Source organism: Mesorhizobium sp. M4A.F.Ca.ET.022.05.2.1 (genome assembly GCF_003998845.1).
Taxonomy (GTDB): Bacteria; Pseudomonadota; Alphaproteobacteria; order Rhizobiales; family Rhizobiaceae; genus Mesorhizobium.
Genome location: NZ_RZOJ01000353.1, coordinates 1 through 6,296 on the forward strand (window position 1 = coordinate 1; position 6,296 = coordinate 6,296).

Sequence of the window (6,296 nt, forward strand, 5' to 3'; positions counted from 1 at the left end):
CCATATAATTGGGGAAGTCCTCCGGTTTCGTCGCTGCCATGACCTTGACGCGCCCGCCGGCCGGATCACTACGGCGCTTGAGCGCACGGATCACCGCCGCAACGGCGCCGCGGCCGACCCGCATGGCGGCGGCATCGTTTCCATCTCGATCACGCCGGCATCCGGGCGGATTTACGTTTCCGCTGGTCCGGCACGCCGCCTGCTCCGTCGTCAGCGCTCGATCCCCGCCGGAAGCAATAGCGATTCCGGTGCCGGAGCCATGCCGGCCCCGCCCCGCTCGTAGGCTCGGGGCCTGCCAATCCCGAAGGGCCCGCGCGTGGCAAGCCCCCTCGCCGTCGGCTCGGCTGTAGAGCGCTGAACCAAACGCGCCACGACGTTCGCCCGCAGGCTGCCGTATATTTCAACCCACCTAGGCCTTTCGATGAGCGACTGCGCTTTCCTCTCGACCCAGCGGCGTCAGACGGGCGCGTCATTCACTTTCGCTACATTTTTCAACGCTGGGCGGCACTTTCTCATCGCCCAAAACGCCAGTTGTCCGCCCTGCGGTGCGCACGCCCAGGGCTACAAGGTAGCCAGCCATTGCCGAGATAATGATACTGCCTCCGATGACGGTGGTCAGGGAGGGAGTTTCGCCGAACGCGAGCCACACCCAAAATGGAGCAAGTGGAGTTTCTAGAGCTGCAACCAAGGAGCCCTGCGACGCTGCAACTCGACGTGAGCCTGCCGAAAAGAACACCACAGCCAACCAAACCTGCACTAGTCCGAAAAGTGCAAGATATTCCAGATCTCTCATATTATTTATGGACAGAGGCGCTGCAAAACACATACTGACCAATGAGACAAGAATGTTGGCCAGACACATGGAAGCCAGAAGCGATTGTTCTCGGTGCCGGCGAATAAGCACAGTGACGACAGCGTTCATGAAGGTCGTCACAATTGCGAATGCATCGCCGACAAAGTTTGACCCCGAGTCGGATCCGCAGATAAGCACGCAACTGCCTGCAATGATCAATACTACGGCAAAAACTATCCCAGGTCCAATTTGTTCTCCCAGCCAAAGCCCGGCCAATATCGTCGTAAAGACCGGTGTAGTCGCATAGATGGCTGCTCCGCTGGCGATCGAGGTTAACTGGCACGCCGGGATGAAAGCGAGCATGGAGAGTGACAAACACGCGGCAACGATCATCCCGCGCCTCGTTGGGAGAAGGCCGTGTCTTGGGCCTACTACAATGAGATGAGTCGCCAAGAAGGCTGCTGCAAACACACTGCGCCAAAACAGAATTGTCCAGGCATCTAGGGAGAGAACTCTGACGAACAGACCTGCGGTGCTCCACGCGACGGCGGAGATCGCAATAAAAAGAAGTCCTTTTCCATGACTATCCTCAATCACGGAAGTTGGACTGCCCAATGGGCGGGCCCGTGGCGGGGAAGGAGTGCTTTGCTCATACGAGGTGCCTCTCGAAGTCTAGGGCTGTTGTTCACTCTGCTCATTCATTCGAGGCGGTACGGATGGCTCGTGCATCGTGCACACAAAGCTGTGTTGGTTAGACTTGCCCAACGCTCGCACTTCGGGACGTCTGCATGAGCACCCGAAGGTGTAACATATGACTTATCGGTATTGTGGCGAAAACGGACTTTGGCATGTTAAGAATTGACGTAACGTACTATTCACATAAAATAACGTGATTATTTTATCATGCTTCGACAGCACGCTCACGTGCACCGACACCTAGAATAACGCGAGTAATTGGCGCGGTAGGCTGGGGAGCATGAGGATTTGTAGGGCGGGCTGGAACGCATATTTCGTCCCGTGAATTATGGGGAGTATAAGGATCTGTGGCGCGGTCAAGCGGCGCAGACCTTTTCGCCATTCTCGTGACTGTCGTTCGCCATGTCTAGGGTCCGCGTCCGGGTTTGCAGCAGAAGTTGCGCGCCGATCCTGCTCCACTACATCTGCTGCTTTTTCGCGAACCGCTTGCTGATGACGGCATTGACGGTTGCCTCGACGGAGGCTGAGGAAATGCGTTCACCGGACTGGTAGCGTTCGCCGTAATTGATCAGGCTGACACTGTTGGAAGCGATGTAGGATCGGAACTCGCCGATGGCGGTGACGAATTTGCGCGTATTCGAGTAGTCCTTTTCGAGAGCTTCCGCATCCATAAGGTCGAGATGTCCCCTTGCCGCAAACGCTCATTTGCTTCCGGCGTTCGAAGTGCCCACTTCCAACCAGCTTGCGCGCTCCTTCGGTCCATCCAGCGAGGCGCGCAGTTCCTCCGCACGATCAGGATTGTCCAGCGCTGCGATGGATTTCGTTTCGGCCACTTCCCGCGAGAGCGACACCTGCTGCTTCGCAGTTGTGACGCTTGCGGAAAACTCAATCTCAACGCGGATATATCGATCGTTGTTGATGAACGTGGTCCAAGGGGTCCGGCCTGAATGTCTACGATACGTACCATTTCGGCTGAAGATAATGCCGTGATAGTGCTTCAGGATGGGAAAGCGGGAGTTGGCGTTAATGCCGATTGCGTCGCGGTCCTTATCGGTCGCACCAAAAGAAGGTGGAAGCCACGCATAGCGCAGCGTAATCGATCCGCGCGCATCACCGAGTTCGCCGTCGATCGAGATGGTGACCGGATCAAGCGCGTTGGCATGATCTTCGTCCAGCGCGAATAGTTCGGCGTCAGGAGAGAGGACAGCGGGTCTATTGGCCGCACCCTCTCCCCATCGATGTAGATCGACGTCGCACGAAGCAGCTTGTGATAGGCGACCCCGAAATGCCGGACTAGATTGCGACGCAGGCCCGCAGCCGTGGTTCAATCCAGCCGGTCCGGCTTGTCTATGACCACGACCGTTCCGGACTTCCACCCGCCCGGATGGCTTTGTGCAAGTGCGTTGCCAACAAAGTCGGGCAAATGTGCCCGACGAACTGGCGGGATTTCCAACTCGCCATCGGTGTTCCGATAGGCGTCGTTATCAAGCAGATCGAGATCAAGAGTGACAGCGTAGGTACCGCCGCATTCAAGTTTCGAATAGATCGAAAAACGGCGTCCCATGCTGACAGTCGCGCAGGGAAGCCCATATCCAAATCTTCCAAGACCTTCGCGATCATTCTCTCTGTGGGTCCCGCCCCACATCATGGCAAACCGCAACATTCCAGGTGCCATTCCGTGTCCATCATCGACAACCGCCAACTGGGTAGGCCTAGCGGCCGATCCATCGCTGGAGAAATTGAAGAGCAGATCTACCCGTTCCGAATAGGCTTGGATCGAATTGTCGACGAGTTCGGCGAGCGCCTCCAGGTTGCTCTTGTATCCGATATGCCAAATTCCACGGATGAAGGCTTCAGGGACGAACAAATTGAGGTTTTGGTCTCGCGCTTTGGCCTCGCTATAACACTGTTGCTCAGCGATGACTTCGCGAGTTCTCGGTCCTCCATCCATGTCGTTCCCCCGACGTGCTGTGTTGTGTGTCTTAGCAGCCCAACATCCTGTCGGGTAGCCGGAAAGCCTCTACAGCACTCCGGCGTTCCTGGCTCTGCTTTCGCGATCGATGATCAAGGCGAGAGATCCTCCTCAAACCCGTTCGGCGGTTCAGGGAGGGCCTCGGGAAACATCCCATTTTGCACCCGCCTCGGTCTTAAGTAGGCCAGCGTCCTCGAGCGCCTCGAAATCCGGCAGCTGGCGCAGCGTGTCGAGCCCGAACTGCGACAGAAAATTTTTGGTCGTCACATTCGTATAGGGCGCCCCCGGCTGCGGCGAGCGCGGCCCCGAGGCGATCAGCTCCTGCGCGCGCAGCACGCCGATCAGGTCGCGCGACACCTCCTTGCCGAAAAAGCTCGACATCTCACCCCGTGTGATCGGCTGGAAATAGGCGATGCACATCAAGACCAGCGCCTCCGCCTGCGACAGTTCTTTTGCCCTCTCGCCCGATGCCGTGCCGAAGGCGGCGCGAATGGCGTCGCCAAAAATTTTCTTCGTCCGGTGCTGCCAGCCGCCGGCGACCGCGACCAGCTCATAGGGGCAACCGGCGAGCTCGGCGCGGATGTCGTCGATGATCAGCTCGAGATTGCAGTTTTTGCCGACGACCCGCGCCAGCACCTCGCGTCGCACCGGTTCGTTGGCCGCAAAAATCACCGCTTCGACGCGGCCCATCCATTCGCGCCAGCGAAGATCCGCCGGCAGGTGCTCGAGTTCGGTGTCCAGCAGCGCCGGCTGATTATTTTGCGCCTTGCGTGCGGCGGCTCCGACCATCGTTATAGTCCAAACAACCGGAAGGAGTCCCTACCGGACAGCTCCCGTACCGCCTCGAAGGTTTGCAGCCGCTCGAACAGCCGCCGGGCCCCGAATCTTGACAGGCTTTTGGTGGTCAGCGAGCCGGCCACGGCATCGTCATCAAGCAGTCTTTTCACCACGTCCCCTGCCCCCTTGGCGCGCAGCCTTGGCATCACCTCCGCGAGCCGCTCGGCGCGTCGGGACAGTTCTGAGGCCAACTGCAAGGCGTCGTCCGCCCCCCGCACCAGCGCTAGGCATACCGCCCCTTCAAATTCCTTTTGCTCTCCCGGCCTAATCCGCTTGCCGCGGCCATCACCGGTTCGGAACGCGGGGGCAAAAGCCTGGGCCATCAGCAGCGGCACCGGCTTTGCCCAGCGCAGTTTTTGCGCCACCAAAAAATCGGCGCACCACCAGGCCAGCACTTCCGCTCCCGGCCACAGGGCAACAACCCGGCTGGCGATAGTCGCGGCGGCAAACGGCGCCGGTCGGCCGGAGCGGACCAAGTCGTCGATTGCTTCCGGGAGATCGGCAAAACCGTCGTCCCAGCGCAGGCCGAGCCATTCAACCACTTCCGCCAGTCTTTTGGCGTCGACCACTGGCGGCCGCGAGGCCAGCTGTCGCCAGGCACCCAAAATATTGCCGGAGGGGCCGGGATCGTCGCCTGGACTGCGCAGATGCCAGGCGTCGCGCAGCGCCGCCTCGTCCTCGGCGCGGCCGGCGAGACGAACGGCGGCGGCGGCGCATTTCAGGGCGAGCCGCTGACGCCAGGCGCCGGCCCAGGCGGGCTCGTAGCGCACCAGAGTGTCGAGCGCATGCAACGCCGCGCCGGCCATGAAGGCGGCCTCCGCATCGCTTGTCATCGGCCCGCGCTGGATCGCCCAGCCGGGCACGGCGGGCGGCTCGCAGGTCGATGCAATCGGCGACATGGCGGGACGAATCATGGCGTGGACGATAACGCCGTCGTGCGCTTTTCGCTAGGCATTCGGTGCAAAGCGCACAGCCCGTCGCAACCAATTACGTCCGGTAATGTTGCCTTATCAGTCGTTTTTGAAATGTACGGCATGAAACTGTACATCTTGACGCTAAGCCCGCGAAATCATACAGTCAAAGCCGCCGAAAAGCGAAGGATTCGCCCCATGCCCCGCTCCGCCGTCAGTGACAGCCAGCGCATGTCGTTTCGCATTAAGCCCGCCGACAAGGCGGTGATCCTGCGCGCCACCCAGTTGGCGGGCGCCGCCGGGATAACGGATTTTGTCCTGCGCACCGTCCTCGACGCCTCGCGCGAGATCATCGAGCGCAACGACCGGATCATTCTGTCCGAACGCGACGGACTGCGCGTCCTGGAGGCGCTGGAGAACCCGCCTGCCCCCAACGAGAAGCTGATCGCGGCGGCGCGGGCGCTGCCCGCCGATCTATGAGCCTGCCGGCGTGGGGCGAGGAGCCCGTCGCCCGGCACGACCGCGACAGTTTCGACTGCGGCGATGCCGCCCTCAATGAATTTCTTCGCATGCATGCGCGCCGCAACCATGAGCGGGGCGCCTCGAAGACGTTTCTCGCCGTGGCAAAGCATGACGCAACGGTTCTCGGTTTCTACGCGCTGAGCCCCGCCGCGGCGGAGTTCGAGCGCGTGCCGGAGAAACTCCGCAAAGGCCTGGGCCGCTATGAGATCGGTGGCTTCCGGTTGGCGCGCCTCGCCGTGGCGCGGTCGGCCCATGGTGAGGGACTGGGCGGCCAGTTGCTGCTTGCGGCGGCGTTGCGCTGCATTCGGGCAGCGGCCGAGGTTGGCGGCACCCTGATGTTCATCGATGCCAAGAATGAGCGTGTGGCGGCATGGTATCGATCCTACGGCGCCCTGGGCCTGGAGGATCGGCCTTTGTCACTATTTTTGCCGTTGGCCTCTTTCGCGGCCGCGCTTCGTCTCGGCGGGAGGCTTTGATCATGACGGCCGCCGACAATTCCAAGGGCGCCGGGCAGGACGACGATCTACCGGACGTCATCGAGATCGTCCGTGCCGTGGGACTTGAT

General features: G+C 60.6%; 9 protein-coding genes. 3 read left to right on the forward strand and 6 right to left on the reverse strand.

Annotation, left to right across the window (positions count from 1 at the left end; all coding sequences use genetic code 11):
- Positions 1–469 precede the first annotated feature (469 nt).
- From EN745_RS27235 to EN745_RS27260, 6 genes are all read right to left on the reverse strand, one after another.
- A complete protein-coding gene (locus EN745_RS27235; protein ID WP_189363173.1) occupies positions 470–1,390 on the reverse strand; it encodes a DMT family transporter in 921 nt (306 codons plus the stop codon).
- A gap of 557 nt (positions 1,391–1,947) precedes the next feature.
- Positions 1,948–2,160: a hypothetical protein gene (locus EN745_RS27240; protein WP_127422684.1), complete on the reverse strand. Its 213-nt coding sequence runs from the start codon at positions 2,158–2,160 to the stop codon at positions 1,948–1,950.
- Between the two features lie 30 nt (positions 2,161–2,190).
- A complete protein-coding gene (locus tag EN745_RS27245) occupies positions 2,191–2,817 on the reverse strand; it encodes a hypothetical protein (RefSeq protein WP_127422685.1) in 627 nt (208 codons plus the stop codon).
- Positions 2,814–3,440 (reverse strand): ATP-binding protein, encoded by a 627-nt coding sequence (locus EN745_RS27250; RefSeq protein ID WP_127422686.1) that lies wholly within the window; start codon positions 3,438–3,440, stop codon positions 2,814–2,816. Before EN745_RS27250 ends, EN745_RS27245 begins: the two co-directional genes overlap by 4 nt.
- A 150-nt stretch (positions 3,441–3,590) precedes the next feature.
- A complete protein-coding gene (locus tag EN745_RS27255; protein WP_127422687.1) occupies positions 3,591–4,250 on the reverse strand; it encodes an SMC-Scp complex subunit ScpB in 660 nt (219 codons plus the stop codon).
- Between the two features lie 2 nt (positions 4,251–4,252).
- A complete protein-coding gene (locus EN745_RS27260; RefSeq protein ID WP_245487847.1) occupies positions 4,253–5,131 on the reverse strand; it encodes a DUF1403 family protein in 879 nt (292 codons plus the stop codon).
- Between EN745_RS27260 and EN745_RS37240 the strand changes: the two genes are divergently transcribed.
- From EN745_RS37240 to EN745_RS27270, 3 genes are all read left to right on the forward strand, one after another.
- Positions 5,103–5,249, forward strand: a complete 147-nt coding sequence (locus EN745_RS37240; RefSeq protein WP_245487848.1) for a hypothetical protein — start codon at positions 5,103–5,105, stop codon at positions 5,247–5,249. The genes EN745_RS27260 and EN745_RS37240 overlap by 29 nt on opposite strands.
- A 158-nt stretch (positions 5,250–5,407) precedes the next feature.
- On the forward strand, positions 5,408–5,689 hold the full coding sequence (locus tag EN745_RS27265) for a DUF1778 domain-containing protein (RefSeq protein WP_127422689.1): 282 nt from the start codon (positions 5,408–5,410) through the stop codon (positions 5,687–5,689).
- The gene (locus EN745_RS27270) at positions 5,686–6,207 is read left to right on the forward strand and encodes a GNAT family N-acetyltransferase (RefSeq protein WP_127422690.1); all 522 of its coding nucleotides are present in this window, start codon (positions 5,686–5,688) and stop codon (positions 6,205–6,207) included. Before EN745_RS27265 ends, EN745_RS27270 begins: the two co-directional genes overlap by 4 nt.
- Positions 6,208–6,296 lie beyond the last annotated feature (89 nt).